This is a genomic window from Cyanobium sp. NIES-981, from assembly GCF_900088535.1.
GTDB lineage: Bacteria > Cyanobacteriota > Cyanobacteriia > PCC-6307 > Cyanobiaceae > NIES-981.
On sequence record NZ_LT578417.1, the window covers coordinates 1806195 to 1823485 of the forward strand.

Annotated in this window: 19 protein-coding genes; 10 read left to right on the top strand and 9 right to left on the bottom strand. The window is 68.7% G+C overall.

Annotated features, from left to right (window positions below; genetic code table 11):
- Positions 1–84: 84 nt before the first annotated feature.
- The 6 genes from CBM981_RS09345 to CBM981_RS09370 all read right to left on the bottom strand — a co-directional run bounded on the left by CBM981_RS09345 (position 85) and on the right by CBM981_RS09370 (position 2431).
- Positions 85–285 carry a photosystem II reaction center protein J gene (locus CBM981_RS09345; protein ID WP_087068185.1) on the bottom strand — a complete coding sequence of 67 codons (201 nt, stop codon included), beginning with the start codon at positions 283–285 and terminating at the stop codon, positions 85–87.
- A gap of 15 nt (positions 286–300) precedes the next feature.
- On the bottom strand, positions 301–420 hold the full coding sequence (locus CBM981_RS09350) for a photosystem II reaction center protein L (protein WP_006909086.1): 120 nt from the start codon (positions 418–420) through the stop codon (positions 301–303).
- Between the two features lie 11 nt (positions 421–431).
- Positions 432–569: a cytochrome b559 subunit beta gene (gene psbF / locus CBM981_RS09355; RefSeq protein WP_006909199.1), complete on the bottom strand. Its 138-nt coding sequence runs from the start codon at positions 567–569 to the stop codon at positions 432–434.
- A 6-nt stretch (positions 570–575) separates the two neighbouring features.
- A complete protein-coding gene (gene psbE / locus CBM981_RS09360) occupies positions 576–824 on the bottom strand; it encodes a cytochrome b559 subunit alpha (RefSeq protein ID WP_006911727.1) in 249 nt (82 codons plus the stop codon).
- A 91-nt stretch (positions 825–915) separates the two neighbouring features.
- Positions 916–1959 carry a photosynthesis system II assembly factor Ycf48 gene (locus tag CBM981_RS09365; protein WP_087068186.1) on the bottom strand — a complete coding sequence of 348 codons (1044 nt, stop codon included), beginning with the start codon at positions 1957–1959 and terminating at the stop codon, positions 916–918.
- A 10-nt stretch (positions 1960–1969) separates the two neighbouring features.
- Positions 1970–2431, bottom strand: a complete 462-nt coding sequence (locus CBM981_RS09370) for a rubredoxin (RefSeq protein WP_087068187.1) — start codon at positions 2429–2431, stop codon at positions 1970–1972.
- A gap of 97 nt (positions 2432–2528) precedes the next feature.
- On the opposite strand from CBM981_RS09370, the gene ndhC reads away from it, so the two are divergent.
- The 3 genes from ndhC to CBM981_RS09385 are packed head-to-tail and all read left to right on the top strand — an operon-like array spanning position 2529 to position 4238.
- Complete coding sequence (gene ndhC, locus CBM981_RS09375; RefSeq protein WP_006911271.1) at positions 2529–2891, top strand: photosynthetic/respiratory NAD(P)H-quinone oxidoreductase subunit C; 363 nt, start codon at positions 2529–2531, stop codon at positions 2889–2891.
- An 11-nt stretch (positions 2892–2902) separates the two neighbouring features.
- Entirely contained in the window at positions 2903–3688 is a 786-nt protein-coding gene (locus CBM981_RS09380; protein WP_087069319.1) for an NADH dehydrogenase subunit K, read from the top strand.
- Complete coding sequence (locus CBM981_RS09385; RefSeq protein ID WP_087068188.1) at positions 3681–4238, top strand: NAD(P)H-quinone oxidoreductase subunit J; 558 nt, start codon at positions 3681–3683, stop codon at positions 4236–4238. The genes CBM981_RS09380 and CBM981_RS09385 overlap by 8 nt, the downstream gene beginning before the upstream one ends.
- Here CBM981_RS09385 and CBM981_RS09390 read toward each other — a convergent pair.
- Positions 4235–5044 (bottom strand): sulfotransferase family protein, encoded by an 810-nt coding sequence (locus CBM981_RS09390; protein ID WP_087068189.1) that lies wholly within the window; start codon positions 5042–5044, stop codon positions 4235–4237. The genes CBM981_RS09385 and CBM981_RS09390 overlap by 4 nt on opposite strands.
- Before the next feature lie 37 nt (positions 5045–5081).
- Positions 5082–6419 (bottom strand): gluconeogenesis factor YvcK family protein, encoded by a 1338-nt coding sequence (yvcK, locus tag CBM981_RS09395; protein ID WP_087068190.1) that lies wholly within the window; start codon positions 6417–6419, stop codon positions 5082–5084.
- A 265-nt stretch (positions 6420–6684) separates the two neighbouring features.
- Here yvcK and CBM981_RS09400 point away from each other — a divergent pair, with 265 nt between their 5' ends.
- Together CBM981_RS09400 and CBM981_RS09405 are read left to right on the top strand one after the other, a co-directional pair.
- Positions 6685–7452 carry an ABC transporter ATP-binding protein gene (locus CBM981_RS09400; RefSeq protein ID WP_225867646.1) on the top strand — a complete coding sequence of 256 codons (768 nt, stop codon included), beginning with the start codon at positions 6685–6687 and terminating at the stop codon, positions 7450–7452.
- Between the two features lie 3 nt (positions 7453–7455).
- Complete coding sequence (locus CBM981_RS09405; RefSeq protein WP_087068191.1) at positions 7456–8502, top strand: MlaD family protein; 1047 nt, start codon at positions 7456–7458, stop codon at positions 8500–8502.
- Between the two features lie 15 nt (positions 8503–8517).
- On the opposite strand, the gene bchD is transcribed toward CBM981_RS09405, so the two are convergent.
- A complete protein-coding gene (bchD, locus tag CBM981_RS09410; protein ID WP_087068192.1) occupies positions 8518–10647 on the bottom strand; it encodes a magnesium chelatase ATPase subunit D in 2130 nt (709 codons plus the stop codon).
- A gap of 835 nt (positions 10648–11482) precedes the next feature.
- Here bchD and CBM981_RS09415 point away from each other — a divergent pair.
- The 5 genes from CBM981_RS09415 to CBM981_RS09435 are packed head-to-tail and all read left to right on the top strand — an operon-like array spanning position 11483 to position 17272.
- Complete coding sequence (locus tag CBM981_RS09415) at positions 11483–14413, top strand: type 2 lanthipeptide synthetase LanM family protein (protein WP_157665388.1); 2931 nt, start codon at positions 11483–11485, stop codon at positions 14411–14413.
- 48 nt (positions 14414–14461) lie between these two features.
- Entirely contained in the window at positions 14462–14971 is a 510-nt protein-coding gene (locus tag CBM981_RS09420; RefSeq protein WP_087068194.1) for a DUF1993 family protein, read from the top strand.
- Between the two features lie 26 nt (positions 14972–14997).
- Positions 14998–15564 carry a 2-amino-4-hydroxy-6-hydroxymethyldihydropteridine diphosphokinase gene (gene folK, locus CBM981_RS09425; protein WP_087068195.1) on the top strand — a complete coding sequence of 189 codons (567 nt, stop codon included), beginning with the start codon at positions 14998–15000 and terminating at the stop codon, positions 15562–15564.
- 41 nt (positions 15565–15605) lie between these two features.
- Complete coding sequence (locus tag CBM981_RS09430) at positions 15606–16427, top strand: hypothetical protein (RefSeq protein ID WP_087068196.1); 822 nt, start codon at positions 15606–15608, stop codon at positions 16425–16427.
- Positions 16355–17272 (top strand): DUF6798 domain-containing protein, encoded by a 918-nt coding sequence (locus CBM981_RS09435; protein ID WP_087068197.1) that lies wholly within the window; start codon positions 16355–16357, stop codon positions 17270–17272. The genes CBM981_RS09430 and CBM981_RS09435 overlap by 73 nt, the downstream gene beginning before the upstream one ends.
- Positions 17273–17291 lie beyond the last annotated feature (19 nt).

Consider the following 17291-nt stretch of genomic DNA (forward strand, 5'->3'; position numbering starts at 1 on the left):
CGGTGGGCCCACATGCCGATCCCCCGGGGCCAGCAGGGCTGACCGCCGGGGGACGGATGCGGAAGCCTGCCTGCAGCGGCTGGCTCAGGCCGAACCGACGCCGGTGTAGGCACCGTAGAAGAAGAGGCCCACCACAAAGATGACGGCCATGCCACCAGCGGTGGCCACCAACCACAGGGGAAGCACGCCTTCGGTCCAGCGGGAGCGCCAGGCCACGGCTGGGCGGCCATCAGGCAGGCGATCCGGGATCCGGCCGTCGGGCAGGGAAGATTTCTTGCCGCTCATGGGGTGCTCTCCGGATCAGTTGAAGAAGTAGCTGGTGAACAGCACGCCAGTCACGAAGATCAGCAGCAGACCCAGGTAGAGGCTGGTGCGGTTGAGCTCGACCGGCAGGTTGTTGGGGTTGGGATTGCGTTGCATGACAGCAGGCCTCAGCGACGGATGAACTGCATCGCGGCCAGGGCCCCCAGGAAGAACACCGTGGGGATGCCGAGGGCGTGCACAGACAGCCAACGCACCGTGAAGATCGGGTAGTTGCGTGGCGTGGTGGAAACGGGAGACTGGGTCATGGCGTCTTATTGCATGCGCAGGTCGAGCTGGCTCTTGCCCTCGTAGCGCTGGCTCACGACCGGAGCCTTGCTTTCCTGGGCCTGGAAGTAGGCGTCAGGGCGGGGCGTTCCGAAGGCGTCGTAGGCGAGGCCGGTGGACACGAAGAGGAAGCCAGCCAGGAAGATCGCTGGCAGCGTGACCGCGTGGATCACCCAGTAGCGAATGCTGGTGATGATTTCGAAGAACGGGCGTTCCCCAGTGGAGCCGGCAGCCATAGCGACAAGCGTTCAGCCCGGCGATCCTAGGGGGCTGGGCCGATCCAGCGGGAACGGCGGCCCCCCTTGGTTACAGAAGTTGGCGGGCGGCTCAGCCGACCCAGCGGAGCAGGGAACCGCGCTCGCCCAGCACGAAGCCCTTCCCGTCAGCCAGGAACACGATGCGGGTGAAGTTGGACGGCTGTTCGGCGCCCACAGGATCCTTCTGCCAGCTCTTGCCCCCGTCATCGCTCACCAGCAGCGTGCCGCTGCCGCCGCCGGTCCAGATCGCACCGCGGGGATCCCAGGCCATGTCGAGATAGCCGTAGCCGTTGGTGATCGGGATCACGGGCTTGCTCCACTGCTCCGGGTCGGAGGGGTCGGAGCCGAAGCGGATCTGAGCCCCCCGGGCCAGCATCCAGAGGGCGCCATCGGGCTGGAAGCCGATGGTCTGCAGCCGCTGGCTGCTCACCCGCTGGTGCAGCTGCCACACGTCCTGGCCGGGATCCCAGGTGGCGAAGAAGTTGCCGAGGCTGCTGACGCTCACGTACCGGCCGTCAGGACTGCGGCGCAGCTCCCGCACGGCGCCGGCGGCGTCGTCGACCCTGGCCTGCCAGCTGGCCCCTCCGTCGCGGGTGTCATAGATGGCGCCCACGTTGGTGGCCAGCTCGGCGCTGTTGCGGCCGAGGGCGGTGACCAAGTAGGGCTCACCGGGGAGCTTGGTGTCCAGGAACAGGCGGCTCCAGTTGCGTCCGGCGTCGGTGGTGTGCAGGAGCAGCCCGGGCTGACCCACGATCCAGCCCTCATCGCCGCTGAAATCGATGCTGATCAGGCGGAAGTTCTCCTCCTCCGGCAGGTCGAGCGCCCGCGGCTCCCAGTGGGCGCCGCCGTCGTTGGTCTCAACGATGAGGCGGTTGCTCCCCACCAGGAAGCCATGGCGCGCATCGGAGAAGGCCAGCGAGAGGGGGTTGCCGCTGGTGGCCAGCGGCACCGCCTCCCAGGGGCTGGCGGCGGCTTCGGGCAGGCCGGTGGTGACGCAGCCGCCGAGGCCGAAGGCGATCCCGACCACCAGGATCAGGGAGAGCAGGGAGGGGAGCAGACGGAAGCCCGAGCCGCTGGGCTGGGGCGAGCGGAGCGGGAGCGAGGGGCGGGTCATCGGCGCAGGATCAACGCAGGGAATAGAGGGAGAGGAAAAAGGCGATGGCCAGGGCGAAGCCACCGAAGATCAGCACATTCTTCTGGCCGGGGGTGAGCCGGTTCACCCCGAGGCCGAAGTTGAGGTTTTCCTCGAACCCGCTGGGCTTGTTGCGTGGCCCGATGTCCTTGAAGGCCCCCATCTTGCTGCGGCACACCGGACAGCGGAACGTGGCGGCATCCAGGCTGAGGAAAGGCGTCCCGGCGGGGATCGCCAGTTTCCTGAGCCCTTCCCCCGGGTCGTACACGTAACCGCAGCTGCGGCACTCGAAGCGATGGCTGTCGGGATCGTCAACAGTCTCGGCAGGATCGGCAGGGGCCGAGGCAGAGAGTTCGGCGGGGTCGTCGGTCTCGGCGGGGGCGTCGGAGACGGCCTGGGGAGCCGTGTCCTGGTTGGCTGTCGGCTGCTCCTGCGGAGCGATCTCGTCGGTCACCGGACACGGGCAGGGACGGCAACTGTAGGAACCTGCCGTTGTGGCCATCGGAACCCGGCACAGGTGCCAGACTGCGCGCCACGTTGGCTGCGCCCGCATGTTCGTGCTCTCCGGCTACGACGCCTTCCTGGGCTTCCTGCTGATTTCCGCCGCCGTTCCCGTTCTGGCACTGGTGGCCAACAAGCTGCTGTCGCCGGACAGCCGCCAGGGTGAGCGGGAGCTCACCTATGAATCCGGCATGGAGCCCATCGGCGGGGCCTGGATTCAGTTCAATATCCGCTACTACATGTTTGCCCTGGTCTTCGTCATCTTCGACGTCGAGACCGTGTTCCTCTATCCCTGGGCCGTGGCCTTCCACCGCCTCGGCCTGCTCGCCTTCATCGAAGCCCTGGTGTTCATCGCCATCCTGGTGGTGGCCCTGGCCTACGCCTGGCGCAAGGGCGCCCTCGAATGGAGCTGACGGATCCCACCATGACCATCACCCCTTCCTCCTCCAGCCCCAGCATCGACGCCCTGCGGGACGTGCGCGCCGCCAGCTGCGGACCGGTCGGCTCTCCGGCGGTCACCTCCGACCTCTCGGAGAACGTGATCCTCACCACGCTCGACGACCTGCACAACTGGGCCCGGCTGAGCAGCCTCTGGCCTCTGCTCTACGGCACGGCCTGCTGCTTCATCGAGTTCGCGGCCCTGATCGGCTCCCGCTTCGACTTCGACCGCTTCGGCCTGGTGCCGCGCTCCAGCCCGCGTCAGGCCGACCTGCTGATCGTGGCCGGCACCGTGACCATGAAGATGGCCCCGGCCCTGGTGCGGCTCTATGAGCAGATGCCCGAGCCCAAGTACGTGATCGCCATGGGCGCCTGCACCATCACCGGCGGCATGTTCTCGGCCGACTCCACCACGGCCGTGCGCGGCGTGGACAAACTGATCCCGGTGGACCTCTACCTGCCCGGCTGCCCACCGCGGCCGGAGGCGATCTTCGATGCCGTGATCAAGCTGCGCAAGAAGGTGGGCAACGAAGCCCTGCCCGAGCGGGGCAGGCTCCGTCCCACCCACCGCTACTGCACGGTGGCCCATCAGATGAAGGCGGTGGAGCCGATCGTGACCGGGGCCTACCTCGGGGCTGAAACCCAGCGCCAGGCCCTGGCCGCTGCGGCCGGTCTGCCGCTCGGTACTCTCCGCGACACCGCCACCGCAGGAACCGCTTCGATCTCCGAGGCCCAGCCCTCCGACAGCCCCGCTTCCCAGAACGATGCCTGAGCCCACCCCCAGCAGCGACGCCATCGCCGCCGTGGAACCCGGCCCGGTGAGCCAATGGCTCCGCAGCCAGGGTTTCGACCATGAGGTTCTTCCCGCCGACCACCTCGGTGTGGAGGTGATCGGCGTGGAGCCGGCCTTCCTGCCGGTGCTGGCCACGGCGCTCAAGGCCCACGGCTTCGACTACCTGCAGTGCCAGGGGGGCTACGACGAAGGCCCCGGCGGCCGGCTGGTGAGCTTCTACCACCTGGTGAAGCTGGCCGTGCTGGCCGAGCATAGCGCCAGTTCCCCCAGGCTTTCAGGGGAGGTGCGTCCTGAGGAAGTGCGCCTCAAGGTGTTCCTGGCCAGGGATGGTGACCTCACCATTCCCAGCCTCTACGGCCTGTTCCGCGGCGCGGACTGGCAGGAGCGCGAAACCTTCGACATGTACGGGATCCGCTTCGAGGGCCACCCCCACCCCAAGCGGCTGCTGATGCCGGAGGACTGGAAGGGCTGGCCGCTGCGCAAGGACTACGTGCAGCCGGACTTCTACGAGATGCAGGACGCCTACTAGGGCACGAAGTGCCTCGGCCGGCGGGGCCCGCCCTGCCGCACCCGCTCCACGCTGAGTTCCCCCTCCTGGAGCCAGGGATAGAAGAGGCGGAAGTCCTCGGCGTAGCGCCGCCGCAGCAGACCCACCAGGGCGGGCTGGGCCAGCAGCGCCTCCAGATCGGCCGTGTTGCCACCGCGGCGGCTGTTGCGGTTGGGAAGCCGGCGGGGCAGTCCCCGCACACCGGCCCGCCGGGCCTTGCGCACCAGGAAGGGCCAGTGGACCTCCAGACTTTCGGCGTAGGCCACCCAGGTGGGCACCGGCTCGTCCCCGAGGCAGAGGATGTCGCTCTGGGGCAGCACGTGCACGTCCAGATCGGCCGTAGGGGCCGCGCACACGCAGGCGAGGAACGCGGGCAGGGCCATGCCGCGATGCACCCCGATCGCCCTCAGCCTGGCGGTGCAGTCGGGGTTTTCGATCACCTTGTTGTTGTAGGCCGAGAGCAGACGGTCAAACGGATTCCGCACCACCGCAAAGCTGAAACAGCGGCCGCGCAGCGACCTGGCGGTGGCCAGGTTCACCGGATTGGCGATCGAGCCTGGAAGCCGATCCCAGTACTGATCCATCTGCGACGACAACCCGAGCCAGGAACGGCTGGGCCAGAGTCGATGCAGCAGCTGCTGGCGCAGGCTGTGGCGTGAGCGCCGCAGCTCCGGGCGGATCAGGGCCGTGAGCGCCGCCTTGACACTGCTGTTGGCGGCCTTGGGAACACGGCCATAAAGCAGGTGGTGGCCAGGCAGGTGGAGGAAATGCTGGTCGGAAACCGCCATGGGCGGAGGCTACTCGGATCCCTGGCCGGCACGAACCTCAGCGGCTGGGCGCCGAGCGCATGGCGTTGCGGTGGCGCCGGTAGAAGCGCATCACCGCCACGGCCAGGCTGCGGGGATCGTGGCGCAGGGTGGCCGTGGGGCGGGCCCCCTGCAGGGCGGCCTGCATCACCTCGTAACCCTGGCGCTGCAGCTTGCGCACATCGCAGATCACCGGGGCGGCCCCCTTCTGGCGGTAGCGATCCAGCAGCGGCGTGTCCTCCAGGTCTTCCTGGGCCAGAACCGCCGTGAACAGGGGCTGCTTCACCCCGAGGGTGGCCAGCTGGGCCTCGATCGCCCGCAGGTGGCCCTCCACGTCGAGACCATCGGTCTCGCCGGGCTGGGTCATCAGGTTGCAGATGTAGAGCCGTGGGGCCTTGCTGCGGGCGATGGCCGCCACCAGCTCGGGCACCAGCAGGTTGGGGAGCAGGGAGGTGTAGAGGCTGCCCGGACCCAGCACGATCAGATCGGCATGGGCGATGGCCTCGAGCGCCCGGGGCAGCGCCGGCGGCCGCTCGGGCGTGCAGCCCAGCCGCACGATCCGGCTGGAGGCATGGCCGATGGCCGACTCCCCCTCGAGGCGTTCGCCGTTCTCCAGCTCAGCCCAGAGCCGCACGTCGGCATTGGTGGCGGGCACCACCTGACCCTGCACCGCCAGCACGCGGCTGCTGGCGGTGATCGCCGACTCCAGGCTGCCGGTGATCGCCGTGAGGGCCGAGAGGAAGAGGTTGCCGAAGCTGTGGCCTTCCAGGCCATTTCCCGCCTGGAAGCGGTACTGGAACAGACGGGTGAGCAGGGGCTCCTCCCGGGCCAGGGCGGCCAGGCAGTTGCGGATGTCGCCGGGGGGCTGCACACCCAGCTCCCGCCGCAGCACGCCGCTGCTGCCGCCGTCATCGGCCACGGTGACGATCGCCGTGAGGTTGCTGCTGTAGCGCTTCAGGCCGCTGAGCAGGGTGGACAGGCCGGTGCCGCCGCCCACCGCCACGATGCTGGGGCCGCGGTTGAGCCGGCCCTGGGCGGCCAGGGCATCCACCAGATGGGTGCCGCGATCGGGGGCCAGGGCCTGCTGAATGGTGCCGAAGCTGCGGCTCTGGCCCAGCCAGATGAGGGCGGCACCGATCGCCAGCACCAGCGGACCGGTGATGCCGCGCGGCAGCACGGTGGTGATGTTCTTCAGCAGCCACTGGATGCCGGCGATGGTCCAGTAGATGGGCTGCAGATCGGCCCACACGGCGGCGCCCAGCAGCGCGATCAGCAGCCCCAGGCCGGAGGTGAACACCCAGCGCTTCACCACAAGGCCGGGTTGCAGCCAGCGCACGGCGCGGCGCGAGCGGCTCACCAGATCACGCTGGCGCAGTTCACCGCGTCCGACCCAGCTGGCCCGTGATCTGAGCCGGCGGGACCGGCGCGGCCGGGGAGCCGACGCTGGGGAAGGGGTGGGCGTGGCTGGAGGCTCGGGCTCTGGCCGACTGTAGGTGGGCTGCCCGGTGTCAGCGCTGGCAGACGCCTGCCTGGGCAGGCGCGAAGATGCCCCCAGTGCTGAAGCCCCTCGCCTGGCTGCTCCCACCCCAACCGAGCCCGCCCCATCCGGGCCCGCCGTCCCCCTGGTGGAGCTGCAGGATCTCAGTGTGCGCTGGGGACGGAACTGCGTGCTCGACCGGGTCAGCCTGACCCTGCAGCCCGGCGAGCGGCTCGTGGTGGTGGGGCCTTCGGGCGCGGGGAAATCCACGATCCTCCGCCTGCTGGCCGGTCTGCAGTTGCCCAGCAGCGGCCGGCTGCTGCTGCATGGCCGCCCCCAGACCTACCTGCGCCTCGACCAGCAGAACCCGCCCGATGTGCGCCTGGTGTTCCAGAACCCGGCCCTGCTCGGCTCGCTCACCGTGCGGGAGAACGTGGGCTTCCTGCTCTACCGCTACGGACGTCTTCCCGAGGCGGAGATCCGGCGCCGGGTGGCCGATGCCCTGGAAGCCGTGGGTCTTGGTGGCATCGAGGAACGCCTGCCCGGTGAGCTGAGCGGGGGCATGCAGAAACGGGTGAGCTTCGCCCGCGCCCTGATCTCCGCTCCCCAGAAGGAGGACAGCCAGATGCCGCTGCTGCTGTTCGATGAACCCACCGCAGGCCTCGATCCGGTGGCCTGCACCCGCATCGAGGATCTGATCGTGCGCACCACCGCCGTGGCCCAGGCCAGTTCGGTGGTGGTGAGCCATGTGCACAGCACGATCGAGCGCACGGGCGGGCAGGTGGTGCTCCTCTACGACGGAGCGTTCCGCTGGAGCGGAGACCTGGAGGCCTACCGCCACACCGACAATCCCTATGTGGTGCAGTTCAGGAGCGGTAGCCTGCGCGGGCCCATGCAGCCGGCGGAGGCCTGATCGATGCGCCGATCCGTGCGTGAGGCGATTGTGGGGTTCTCCCTGCTGGCCGCCGTGACCGGTGCAGCGGGATTTTCCCTCTGGCTGCGGGGCCTGTCGCTGACGCGGCAGTTCTGGACCGTGGAGGCCACCTTCAGCCAGGCGGGGGGCCTGGCGGCCCGCTCCCCGGTGGTGTTTCGGGGCGTGATGGTGGGGAGCGTGCGCTCGGTGCGGGTCACCCCGGAAGCGGTGGTGGCGGAGCTCGAAATCACCAACCCCAGCCTCAAACTGGCCCTGCCGGCGAAGGCCGTGGTGGGCCAGGGGTCCCTGCTCGGTGGCGAGGCCCAGGTGGCCCTGATCAGCACGGGCAAACCCATGGAGGCCACGGCACCGAGCCCGCGGGCACCCGGCTGTCCGCGCAGCCGCATGCTCTGCAACGGCTCGCGGATCGAGGGCAGCGAGCAGCCCACCCTCGGCTCCGTGATCAGCCAGATGGAACAGCTGCTCAAGCAGGGGGAAAAGGAGCAACTGGTGCAGAAGTTTGCCGGCGTGGCCACCAGTGTGGACAGAACCTCCAAGGACGCCGCCGCTTTCCTGCAGGAGGGTCGTGCACTGGTGGGCAGCCTCGACCAGTCGGTGCAGGAGGCCCGGCCCGCGATCGCCAACATCAGGGCCAGCTCCGCCCACCTGCGCCGCCTGATCGCCGCGCTGGAGAACCCCAAGACCGTGGCCCAGCTGCAGCAGACGGTGACCAATGCCGAACAACTCACCGCCCGCTGGGATGCCGTGGGGGGCGACGTGAACAAGCTCACGGCCGACCCCCGCTTCATGGACGGGCTGCGCAGCGTTGCGGTGGGCCTGGGGGAATTCTTCGAGGAGCTCTATCCCGCCCAGACAGCCGCCGCCCGGGACAAGGCCAAGCGGGAGCGGGACGCCCAGGAGAAGGGAAGCGCTGCCGAGGCCGGCAAGCCGGCCGACCAGGGCACGACGCCCGCCGACCAGAACCCCCGGCGCCAGGCCCGCCCCCACGGCAAAGCCCCGGAGGCCTATCCGATTCCTTCGACCCCGTGAGGGCCTCCGCGGGCCTTACACCGCGCTGATCGCCTCCATGGCGATGGCGGCGATGGCCTGATCGCTGGCCTTGGGCAGCTGCACATATTTGCCACCGGCCGCCTGGGCCAGGTCCTTGCCCATGCCGCTGCCGATGAACTTCCGCTCGGTGTCGATCACCAGCAGCTTGATGCCCAACGCCCGGTAGCGGCTGGCCACCTGCTTCACCTCCTCCTTGAGGTCCACCGGTTCGTCGCCCTCCAGCTCGGGCTGGCCCAGGGAGCGGCTGAGCGGCACGTTGCCGCGGCCATCGGTGATCGCCACCACCACCACCTGGCCCAGATCGCCGGTGGCCAGGGCGTTGGCGGCCACCCGGGCCGCCTGGGAGAGGCCGTGGGCCAGGGGGGAGCCGCCGCCGCAGGGCATGGATTCCAGGCGGCGGCGGGCGGCGGTGATCGAGCGGGTGGGGGGCAGCAGCACCTCGGCCTGCTCGCCGCGGAAGGGGATCAGGGCCACTTCGTCGCGGTTCTCGTAGGCCTCGGTGAGCAGGCGGATCACGGCGCCCTTGGCGCTCTGCATGCGGTTGAGGGCCATCGAGCCGCTGGCATCGACCAGGAAGATCACCAGGGCGCCGGCCTTGCGCTGCAGCTGCTTGGCGCGCAGGTCGCCGTCCTCCACCACCACCTTGCGGTGCGGTTCGCGCTCGCGGCGGGACTTCTGGTAAGGCGCCGCCGCCCGCAGGGTGGCGTCCACGGCGATGCGCTTCACCGGGCCGCGGGGCAGCATCGGCTTCACGTAGCGGCCGCGGGAGTCGCTGAACACCACGGCGCGGCTGCCGCTGCCGCCGCTGCGGGCCTTGGCGGCGCCGAACAGCAGCAGGTCGGGATCGATCGCCACGGCCTCGGGATCGAGCATGAACTCCTCGGGCACCGAAGGAGGCGCCTGGTCCTCAGGAGTGTCGTCCTCCTGGTCCTCCTCCTCGGGGTCCTCGTCGCTTGGTTCGTCGTCCTGGTCGTTCTCCGGGGGCTCGGGCTCCTGTTCAGGAGGTTGCTCCCCCTGGGGGGGGGGTGGCGGCGGTGGCTCCAGGGGCTGCTCGGGGTCGGGGGGCGGCATCTGCCGGGCGCGCGGTGCGATCACCAGCCGCACGGCCACCTGCAGGTCGTCGGCATCGACGCCATCGCGGCCGCAGAGGGCGGCGTGGGCCCGGGCCACCCGCACGGCGTAGAGCTCCGAGCGGTGCCCCTCCACGCCGCCCCGCAGGGCCTCGTTCACCAGGTAGGCGATCTGGTCGCGGCTGATCTGCACGTCCGGCAGCCACTGGCGCGCCAGCAGCAGCTGGGTGGCCAGGGCGTCGGTCTCCTCCTGCCAGCGGCTGCGGAAGGCGTCGCTCGCCTCGGCATGGTCGAGGGCCGAGCGGGTGATCGCCACCCGCTGATCGAGATCCAGGGCCTGGTTGGCGCTGAGGGCGATGGCGAAGCGATCCAGCAGGTGGTCGCGCACGGCCCCCTCCTCGGGGTTGTAGGTGGCGATCAGCAGGCAGCGGCAGGGGTGGGAGAGGCTGAGGCCCTCCCGTTCGATCCGGTTCTCGCCGCTGCCCACCGCCGCCAGCAGCAGGTTGGTGATGGTGTCGTCGAGCAGGTTGAGCTCGTCCACGTAGAGCACGCCCCGGTGGGCCTCGGCCAGCAGGCCCGGCTGGAACACGGCCTGGCCGCTGGCCAGCGAGGCGGTCACATCCACCGAACCCACCAGCCGGTCTTCGGTGATGCCCAGGGGCACCTGCACGAACGGGGCGGGGATCACCCGGGTGGGCAGCAGGGCAGCGGGATCGGAGCCACTGGGATCGGCGCCGAGCTGCTGCAGGCGGGCGCCGATGGTGGCGTCCCAGTCCTCCGGGCGGCGGGGATCCACGTTGAGGGCCTGGGCCGGTGCCGTGCCCAGATCGAGCACATCGATCGGTGGCAGCAGGGCGTGGAGCCCGCGGGCCAGCACCGACTTGCCGGTGCCGCGGCCACCGGCGATCACCACACCGCCCAGGCCCGGGTCCACCGCGGCCAGCAGCAGGGCCAGTTTCAAGGTGCCGTGGCCCGTGATCGCCGCCAGCGGGAAGGAGCGGACACCGTCCTGGCCGGCCTGGGCCGAAGGAGCTGCGGAGCCGCTGACAACCATGGAGCCGGGCCTGGTGCACTGAGGGCTGCAGTCTGGCCGATGGGGGCAAGCAGACAGGCAGAGCGCCTATGCAAACCCAGGCGCTGCCTCAAGCCCAGGCGCTGCCTCAAGCGTGCTCGCTCCCAAGTGCCAGCACCTTGTCCGCCATCAGCATGCAGCCTGACAGAGGCCCTGGGTATGACGCACCCAACCGGGCATCCAAGCCTTGCTCACCGAGCACACCCCGCTCCACAGGTAGAGCCGCAGTAGGTGGTGGGACTACAACCACCAGTACTTGTACCCAAGCTCTGCCAATCCTGGCCGACCAAGGTATCAAGTTCAAAACTTGTCAGCGATGGGGTGAAGGGAAGGAATTGCTCCTGAACCACGGCTGCAACCTGTGGAAACCCACGGCCCAGCAGAAATGCATGAAGCGTGCCAGAAGCAGAGGCGGCCTCAAAACCCAACCGAAGCTCATTATCCCGGTCCAAACACTCCAGGAACGCGCTGAGTTGTTGCATGGTACCAACTCATTCAATAGAAACTCATCTACCGTAAACATCTTCACCTCCGGCGTCAACTCGTCTTGCCGAGCACTCCCTGGCACCGACAACCCCAGGTCCCAGCCCTTGATGCGGTTCTGGTCAAGGCCTGGAGGAAGACACTTGGGCAGTCAACCCCTTGGGCATTGGAGCGACGGCGCAAGTGGACCGCCCCCTGCACCCTTCTCATTCATGACTCCAACGCCTTCTCGGCCCCCGTCCTGAAAGAGTCCCTCGCGCGCCTCCGGCGGGCCCTCCAGCACGGTGGCACCGCTGCAGAGGCCGGGGCGGAGTACCACGCGCTGGCGCCACCCATGCCCTTGCCGTTTCAGGACCTGTGGAAGCCAGCCGTCGCCGCGCTGCTGTCACAGCTCCAGGACAGGGTGGAGGGACAGTCCCAGCAACGCATAACCCCCACTGCCTGGCGTGGCATTGGCCGAACCCTGTTGAGCAGGTTGTGTCACCTGACGGAACATGTCCTCTGGGAGGACTTTCACCAGCAGCGCGGCCCGGGAATCATGTTGCTAGCCCACAAGCAGACCCCGGAGAATGGATCCATCACGCACCACTTCTATTCTGGCTTCGTGGAGCGAAAACGCCAGGAAGGCCTTGAAACCCTGCTGAAGCGTCATCCAGTCCTCGGTCGACTACTGGCTAACGCGTTACTCCTGTGGGAACAGGCTTCTCTGGAAATAATCCTCCAGATTAATGCAGACAGGGACTGCTTAGAAACAACTTTTGGAATTCCGAAATCAGCTTTTATTACCGCGATAGAGACTGGACTTGGAGATCCTCATCGAGGAGGAAGAAGCGTCACGTCAATCCGATTCTCCGATCCGCCCGAGCATCCTGGCGTCATTCACAAACCACGGAGCCTTGGACTGGAAGAAGCCTACAATGCATTGGTTGACGAGCTAAATTCCCGTAGCCGCTTACCGCCGTTGAAAACGGCCAAGGCGGTCTGCCGTGGTGACCATGGCTACATGGAAACCATCGTTCAGAGCCCATGCAAGAACGACGATGAGCTATCGAGATTTTACCTGAATGCTGGCAGGCTCTTGGCGGTGCTTCACCTGCTTGGCTGCACTGATGGGCATCACCAGAACTTGATAGCACATGGCGATCAACTTCTGTTGGTGGATGCAGAAACACTCCTTGAGCCTAACGTTGTTGATCACACCAAGCAAAGCACTTCACTACCCGAGAAAAGTGATCTGCTTCGTACCCTGAGCTCATCCGTCCTGAGAACGGGCCTGTTACCCAGCTGGAGCTTTCATGGAGAAGCCTCTACCCCCGTTGACATCAGTGCCCTGGGTATTTCTCCCGAAGTATCCGACACCAGGACGGTCCATGGCTGGATAGCCATCAACACGGACGGGATGATGCGCGGCCCTGTGCGCGAGGCGATCCCGTGGCCGAGCAGCCTGCCTGTGGGACCTGGAGCGCACAACCCATTACCGCGTTTTCGGAAGGTCTTTGTGGAGGGTTTCCGGCGGCAGTCAGAACTGATTCTGGCGCGCAGGAACGGCTTGCTGGCAGGCACGGGGGCTTTCCATCGCCTGGGTGGGAAAACACGACGCATTGTGCTTCGCCATACCCGGGTCTACGAATCCATTCTCGAGCAGTGTCGTCAGCCAGCGGCGCTTGCCAGCGAACAAGCCCAGGGGCTGGTGCTCGAAGCTCTGGCTCGAAGCTATCTGAAGGCAGAGGAGGAACCCCGCCACTGGCCCGTCTTCGCCGCTGAATTGGCCCAGTTGGAGCAGCGCGATGTGCCTTGTTTCCAGCATCCAACGGACGAGACCTGTCTACCTCTCGGCCATGGCATGGACCCGATTGAAGGTTTCTTCAAATCCAGTGGGCTTGAGGCCTGTTTCGAACGACTGCAGGAGCTCAGCCCCGACACGATCGCTTTCCAATGCCGATTGATCGAGGGTGCGCTTGGAGCTCGATGGATGGAGCGACCAGGGATGGAGCAACCAACCCAGCGCGCCCGTCGCAGTTCTTCAGGCGACCTGACGGCTTTCCCCTCCCGGGAGACCGTACCAAGATCCCATTTCGCGCAGCAGCTGTGTGAGCAGATCAGCGACCTGGCGATCAGAAGCTCCGACGGGTCCCTCGGTTGGCTGGATCTGGTGCTCGGCGCTGATCGTCGAACGTTCTGCTATGGCCCTTTAGGGATGGATCTCTATGGAGGCTGCGCCGGATTTGTTCTGCTGATGGCATGTCTCAGTCAGGCCATCGATCGGCACAAAGAGCACATGGTGAGGGAGCTCATGCATCCCCTGGCTGATCTGGCCCTCCAGGGTGATCCTGGGGTGCTCCACCGCTGGTGGCGTGATCAGCCCCTCGGTCTATCCGGCAGCGGAGGGATAGTGCTGACCCTGTTGGAGCTGGATCGGCTCCAGCAGCCCCCACCGCATGGCTGGTCGTCCTATCGCCAGCTGGCCCTCAGGCTGCTGCATGGCCTCCAAAACGAACGGATCGACGCTGATGGCGTGTTTGACCTCATGGGAGGCGTGGCAGGACTGGTGGGCCCGCTGCTGCAACTCCGGGAGGACTGCGCAACCGAACTTGCCATCCGGGCCGGAAGGCATCTGATCCGGTCGCAGAACGCAGAGGGAGGATGGCCGCCTGCCCATGAGGGAAGGAGTCTTTTGGGCTTTTCTCACGGCACATCGGGCATCAGCGCAGCCCTTGCCGTTCTCCATCACCACCTGAACCTGGCAGGAGCCCTGGAAGCGACGGAACGCGCCCTGAATCTGGAGACGCTCAACTTTTGCCCTGCCCTGGGCAACTGGCCGGACCTGCGCCTGCCTGAGAGCACCTCTCGTTTCATGGTGGCCTGGTGCCACGGCGCGCCGGGTGTCGTCCTGTCGCGCTTGTGCATGAGCCAGTGCGGGTTTGGAGGTGAGAGCTTCCAGAGGGAGTGGGAGGCGGCTCTGGACTGCACGGCTGCCAAACCCTTGGCTTCCGACCATCTCTGCTGCGGGACGATGGGACTTGTGGTGATCCTCAGGCTGGCGCAACGACGCCAGGACGCCGATGCCTTGGAGGCCAATGTGCTGGCGCGACTCAACCAAGGTGGCGGTTGCCATGACCTCCGGGGCCTGGTGGCGGGACCGCTGACGTCACCGGGAATGATGACGGGACTGAGCGGGATCGCACTGGGGCTGCTCGACAGCCCCGAGAGCATGAGCTGCCTGGCCCAGGTCATGTCGGGAGGACTTCTCGATCCGGGTCAGTAAGCCCTCGTAGCCTGCAGAACCTCGGCAACAACGACTCCTGCCTACCCCATGGCCATCTCCATGCATCAGGCCGCCGTGCCCCCCCTGCGCCGCACCCTCACGACTCTGATCGGGGTGCTGGCCAAGGCCCAGGCCCACGCCGAGAGCCAAGGCATCGATCCGGCCGTGCTGCTGGCCAGCCGCCTCTATCCGGATATGTTCCCTCTCACCCGGCAGGTGCAGATCGCCGCGGACATCGCCCGCCGCGGCGTGGCCCGCCTGGCGGGGGTGGAGGCCGCGGCGGTGGCCGACGATGAAACCAGCTTCGAGCAGCTGATGGCGCGGCTCCGCAGCGCCATCGGCGAACTCGACGGCTACAGCCCCGGGCAGCTGGAGGGCAGCGCCGAGCGGCAGGTGACCGTGCCGGTGGGCCGGGGCCAGACGATCACGATGGAGGGCTGGCCGTTCCTCTCCACCTTCGTGCTGCCGAACGTGTATTTCCACACCACCACCGCCTACGCGATCCTGCGCCACAATGGCGTGGTGCTCGGCAAACGCGACTACCTCGGCGAGCCCTGAGCACCCGGCCGCAGGCTGACCATCCGGTGAGCACCGCCATCGCCCTGGGCGCCAACCTCGGCGACCCGATCGCCACGCTCACCGCCGTGCGTCCGCGGCTGGCCGCCGCCGTGCGCGCCTGGGCCGGGGCCAGCCGTGACGACCCGGGGAGCTCACGACACCCGCCGCTGCGCTGGTCGCCCCTGTTCCGCACCGCTCCGGTGGGGGGGCCGCCGGGACAGCCCCCCTATGTGAACGCGGTGCTGCTGACCAGCCTCCCGCCCACCGCCGATCCCATGGCCCTCCTGCTGGCGCTGCAGCGCCTGGAAGCGGCCTTCGACCGCCGGCGCCAGGAGCGCTGGGGTCCGCGCAGCCTCGATCTCGACCTGCTCTGGTGCGGCGGGCACCGCTGCGAGAGCGCGGCGCTGTGGCTGCCCCATCCCCGCTGGCAGCAGCGGGCATTCGTGCTGGCGCCGCTGGCGGCCCTGATGCCGGAGGTGGTGCCACCTGGGGCCGAGAAGAGCGTGGCGGAACTGCTGGCCGCCGTGTCCGGCCGGGAGGATGCCGAGCCCGCGCCCGAACGGCTGGCACCACGGCCCGGCTGGCCAGAATGACGCCCTTGAATGGGACCAGCCCCACCGCCACGTCGTCCCCTTTGTCCCCGGTCTCCCGGCGCGGTGCCGAGCTACCCACCCCCACCCGCTGGCGCAGCGCCCTGGCCATCAGCCTGGTGGTGGCCGCCCTGTGCCTGTTCGACGGCAACCTGGACGGCAATGAGGCCGGCAAGCTGGCCCTGGCGCGGCAGGCGGTGGATCCCGGCTGGATCCCGGGCGACTGGTACCTCAACGACAGCCAGGGCTACCAGTGGCTGTTCCAGCAGCTGAGCGGCCGGGTCGTCGGCTGGCTGGGCTTCGGGCCCGGGTCGCTGCTGCTGAGGCTGCTGGGCTACGGGCTGTGGGGCTGGGCCCTGGCTGGCTTCACGGTGCCCCTGGGCCTGCCGCCGGCGCTGGCGGCCCTGGCGGCGGGACTGTTCAGCCTGCAGCAGGGGGTGGTGGCGGCCGAGTGGATGGTGGGCAGCGCCGAGCCCAAAACCTTCGCCTATGCCGCGCTGCTGCTGGCCTACACCGCCTGGCGGCAGCGGCGCTGGTGGCCCTGCGGGCTGTACAGCGGCCTGGCCTGCTCCTTCCATCTGCTGGTGGGGGGCTTTGGGGTTCTGAGCCTGGCGGGGCTCACCCTGCTGCGCGCCGGCTGGCGCTGGAGGCGGCCCAGCCTGGCCCCATGGACCTGGGGCTTCCTGCTGGCCGCCCTGCCGGCGCTGCTGGCGGTGGTGGAGCAACTGCTGGGGGGGGCAGCGCACCGGCGGTCCCCGCCGGGGGGAGCCTGCCGCCGGCGAGCTGGATCTACGTGGTGCTGCGCAATCCCCACCACCTGCTGCCCAGCAGCTGGTCGGCGGGCGACTGGGCCCGGCTGGGGCTGATGCTGGGCCTGTTCGCCCTGGCGGCGGCAGGAGCCGGCGTGCGGCGGCCTGGCAGCGACCCCCGGCGGCTGGCCAGCCGCGACCTGGCCCAGTGGGTGGCGATGAGCTGGCCCCTGGCGCTGCTCGGCCTGGTGGCAGGGGTCCGCGTTCCCGCCAGCGCGGCGGAGGCTCCGGCGGCCACCACACCAGACCTGCTGCTGCTGAGCCTCTACCCCTTCCGTGTGGCCGACACGCTGCTCATGCTCGGCCTGTGGCTACTGCTGGCCGCGGGCCTGGCCCGCTGGCTTGGCCGCCGGGGGCCGCTGGGGCCGGCGGGCCGGCGGCGGCTGCAGCGGGGGCTGCAGCGGGGGCTGGTGGGCCTGGTGCTGGTGGTCGTCCTGGCGGGCCTGCTGCGGGAACTGCCCCAGGCCCTGGCGAGGGGGGCGCGCGGCTTCGTGGACACCCCGGCCCGAGCGGAGCTGTACAGCTGGATCCGGCACCACAGCCCCCCGACGGCCCTGGTGGTGACGCCCCCTTCGGGCTTCGAGGACCTGGCCCTCCAGACCGGCCGCGCCGGCTTCGTGCAGTTCAAGCAGGTGCCCACCGCCGCCACCGCCCTGCACACCTGGTTCACGCGTCTCACGGCCCTGGCCGGGGGCGATGCCGGGGTCTGGCAGGGACCAGGGGGATGGAAGGCCCGCGACCGGCTGGCGCAGGCCTACGGGACCCTGCCCCCAACCGCGCTGGCGACCCTGGCGGAACAGAGCGGAGCGACGCTTCTGATCACCGCCAGCCAGCAGCCTGGACCTCAGGGCTGGCTGGAGGCCCACCGCACCCCGGCATGGACGGCCTGGCGGCGCCCCTGAGCGCCATGCTGGGAGCCAG

Bases quoted from the DNA above. Each gene is read 5' to 3' on its own strand.
- CBM981_RS09345 (WP_087068185.1), bottom strand. From the start codon at position 285: ATGAGCGGCAAGAAATCTTCCCTGCCCGACGGCCGGATCCCGGATCGC.
- CBM981_RS09350 (WP_006909086.1), bottom strand. From the start codon at position 420: ATGCAACGCAATCCCAACCCCAACAACCTGCCGGTCGAGCTCAACCGC.
- psbF (WP_006909199.1), bottom strand. From the start codon at position 569: ATGACCCAGTCTCCCGTTTCCACCACGCCACGCAACTACCCGATCTTC.
- psbE (WP_006911727.1), bottom strand. From the start codon at position 824: ATGGCTGCCGGCTCCACTGGGGAACGCCCGTTCTTCGAAATCATCACC.
- CBM981_RS09365 (WP_087068186.1), bottom strand. From the start codon at position 1,959: ATGACCCGCCCCTCGCTCCCGCTCCGCTCGCCCCAGCCCAGCGGCTCG.
- ndhC (WP_006911271.1), top strand. From the start codon at position 2,529: ATGTTCGTGCTCTCCGGCTACGACGCCTTCCTGGGCTTCCTGCTGATT.
- CBM981_RS09380 (WP_087069319.1), top strand. From the start codon at position 2,903: ATGACCATCACCCCTTCCTCCTCCAGCCCCAGCATCGACGCCCTGCGG.
- CBM981_RS09385 (WP_087068188.1), top strand. From the start codon at position 3,681: ATGCCTGAGCCCACCCCCAGCAGCGACGCCATCGCCGCCGTGGAACCC.
- CBM981_RS09390 (WP_087068189.1), bottom strand. From the start codon at position 5,044: ATGGCGGTTTCCGACCAGCATTTCCTCCACCTGCCTGGCCACCACCTG.
- CBM981_RS09405 (WP_087068191.1), top strand. From the start codon at position 7,456: ATGCGCCGATCCGTGCGTGAGGCGATTGTGGGGTTCTCCCTGCTGGCC.
- bchD (WP_087068192.1), bottom strand. From the start codon at position 10,647: ATGGTTGTCAGCGGCTCCGCAGCTCCTTCGGCCCAGGCCGGCCAGGAC.
- CBM981_RS09415 (WP_157665388.1), top strand. From the start codon at position 11,483: ATGCCCTTGCCGTTTCAGGACCTGTGGAAGCCAGCCGTCGCCGCGCTG.
- CBM981_RS09420 (WP_087068194.1), top strand. From the start codon at position 14,462: ATGGCCATCTCCATGCATCAGGCCGCCGTGCCCCCCCTGCGCCGCACC.